The sequence below is a fragment of the Pantoea sp. CTOTU49201 genome (assembly GCF_032054795.1).
Lineage (GTDB): Bacteria > Pseudomonadota > Gammaproteobacteria > Enterobacterales > Enterobacteriaceae > Pantoea > Pantoea symbiotica.
The window spans coordinates 1-2,505 of record NZ_DAMBSA010000536.1 but is presented as its reverse complement, the minus strand read 5'-3'; the positions used below and the strand labels follow the sequence as shown (position 1 = coordinate 2,505).

The 2,505-nt window shown below is 56.6% G+C and carries 2 protein-coding genes and 1 pseudogene; 1 reads left to right on the top strand and 2 read right to left on the bottom strand.

Annotation, left to right across the window (positions count from 1 at the left end):
• Nucleotides 1–2: 2 nt before the first annotated feature.
• Nucleotides 3–713: a substrate-binding domain-containing protein gene (locus tag RTY00_RS23415; protein ID WP_312666561.1), complete on the top strand. Its 711-nt coding sequence runs from the start codon at nt 3–5 to the stop codon at nt 711–713.
• Here the strand turns inward: RTY00_RS23415 and RTY00_RS23410 are convergent.
• Nucleotides 700–2,025 carry a hypothetical protein gene (locus RTY00_RS23410; protein ID WP_312666560.1) on the bottom strand — a complete coding sequence of 442 codons (1,326 nt, stop codon included), beginning with the start codon at nt 2,023–2,025 and terminating at the stop codon, nt 700–702. The two genes, RTY00_RS23415 and RTY00_RS23410, sit on opposite strands and share 14 nt — an antisense overlap.
• 168 nt (nt 2,026–2,193) lie before the next feature.
• Nucleotides 2,194–2,505: pseudogene (locus RTY00_RS23405) on the bottom strand (TSUP family transporter); the annotation flags it as partial.

The following is a 2,505-nucleotide window of genomic DNA, read 5'->3' as shown; positions in this document are numbered from 1 at the left end:
TTCTGGCCGCCGGTAGTTTACGCGCGGTGTGGCCGGATTTGGTGGCGGCATTTAACGCGCTTTCCGGCCTCAAAGTCACCACCGATTTCGGTCCGGCGGGCCTGCTGCGCCAGCGCATCGAAGCAGGTGAACCCTGCGACTTCTTTGCTTCCGCCAATCGACGGCATCCTGAAACGCTGTTGCAGTCGGGACGCGCAGCAGAAGTAGGATTTTTTGCCGCTAATACGCTGTGCCTGACGATAAAGCGTGACATTGTCACGCAAGCGGATGATTGGTTATCGTTGCTGTGCCGGGATGATTTGCGCTTAGCGACCTCAACGCCGCTCAGCGATCCTTCGGGTGATTACACCTGGCAACTGTTTGATAACATTGAGCAACGGCATCCCGGATTAGGAATCATGCTAAAAACCAAAGCGCGTGCTTTGGTCGGCGGTCCAGATAGTTTCGCGGTGCCTGCTGGTGAACTGGCAGCGCAGTGGTTGATTGAGCAGCAACACGCTGACATGTTTATCGGTTACGCCAGCTATGCGCCGCGCTTGCGGCGCTGCCCGCAGCTTCAGGTGATAAACACCCCCGCGCCCTTCAACGTTCAGGCCGAATACAGCTGGGCGTGCTGCTCTGCCGCCGCGCAGCCTTTCGCGGCGTTTCTCTCATCCGCAGCGGCGCAAACGCTTCTTCAGCAGCACGGTTTTATGCCGTTTACGGATCGGTAGCAGAACGTTTATAACCAAGCTGCTGCTGCAGCCAACTCGCCGCCCGTTTATAGCGACTCAAGCGCTGTGTTGGAGCCAAAACCTGGCGCAGCAGCAGGCAATAATCCATCACCAACCCCGGCGTCCAGGTCATGCCTTCCGCACGACTGCGCACCAGGCTCAACAGCCAGAAATCAGGTTTGAACAGCACCCATAATCCCTGTAAACCGCGCTCGCCCAATAGACCTTCGGTGGCGACATCCAGCGCCTGAATCACGCTGGTGGAGCAGTTACGCGAGGTCAGGTTATAGCGCGTGTCGCTGGCGTTGCTGAGCCAGAAATTACGCAGCGCTTGCTGATTATAATGTGGCAGCGTCAGGCGTTTGTCGGGCCGACACCACGCTTTGATCTCTTTCTCCAGCGAAGGCAGGAAACAACCTTCTACGTCAAACTCCTCTTTCGCCCGCAACGTTTTCAGAAAGCCACGAAAATCGCGGGAAACGTCATCCGCAGGATAGAGGCTGATGTAAATCTCTTCGCCCATCTCCAGCGAGGTATGGCCGGTAGAGACTTCGCCGCGATGGTCAATCGCCGCCACCCAACGATCAAACCACGGACGACGACCTGCCACATCGCCGGAACCCACCGGCGTCCAGATGTAGACGTTAAGCGGCGTGCTCACCGCATGCTGACTTATCGGCGGATGCACATAGCCTAATCCGTGCGGCGCACGCAGACCGGCACGCGTAAACATTGGCAATGCGGTGACGCTGGTGTTGGCGGGCAAGGCGTGGATTTGTGCCGTCATCACCAACAGATTGCTGCCCCAACCCAACAGCAACAGCGCAAAACAGAGCGGCACAATCACATGTGGCGATAGCGGCCAGTTGGTGGCAATCAGCACGCTGAACAGCAGTTCGCTACAGCCGAGCGTTAACTTGCGCGTCCAGCGCCGACAGCGCATCAGGCAACATGAGATGACGCGGAAACCGCCGTCGAGTAAAAACACCGTAGCGAATGCCAGTGAAAGGCAAACGCCGCTGTCGTGAGGAGCGAGAAACACCAGCGCGCCAAAGATCAGCAATACCGTTGATTTCAGCAGTGACGGCCAGGCGATACCGGCAGGTGCGTAAAATGCATTTAACGCTTCCGCTCCGCCTTCTAACGCCAAAAACATGCCTAAAAGCTGCAAGGGAAAGGAGACCGTTCCATGTTGCAGCAGATCCATGACGATCCCAGCACTGGCTCCCAGACAAATCACACCTAACGCGGCGAGGTACGGCCAGCCGGATCTCAGTGCCGGCCCACCCATCAGCAGAAACAGTAATCGCAACAAATGAACACTCCAGCGCTTAACTCAAAGCTCAGTACGCTCTGTAGACGCGGGCAATCTGCAGGAGTTCGGCGATCGCCCTCTAATTCTGACTTCGTTTACTGATGGTTGTAACAATGAGGGCACTGTACGTGTCGAAGCTTAAAATTGGCTTAACGATTAGCCGGTTTACACGGCGATAGTTACCAGCACTATGCACAACAGCAGAACATAGATACGCGCATGCCACACATCGGGCACCGCCGGAATACAGCTGCGGGCAAACACCATCCCGATAAAACCAGCGACCACCAGCAGCAGTAAAATTTTCAGGCTGATAAAGCCGAGATAACCGCTGGCAGGAATCTGCTGCCAGCCGCTGATGGCGTAAGTTATCGCGCCAAAAATGGCGACCGGCAGCGACAGCGGATTAGCCGCGCTGACGCAATCGCGCATGGCATAACCATGACGCCGCAGCAGCGGCACGGTCATTACGCTGCC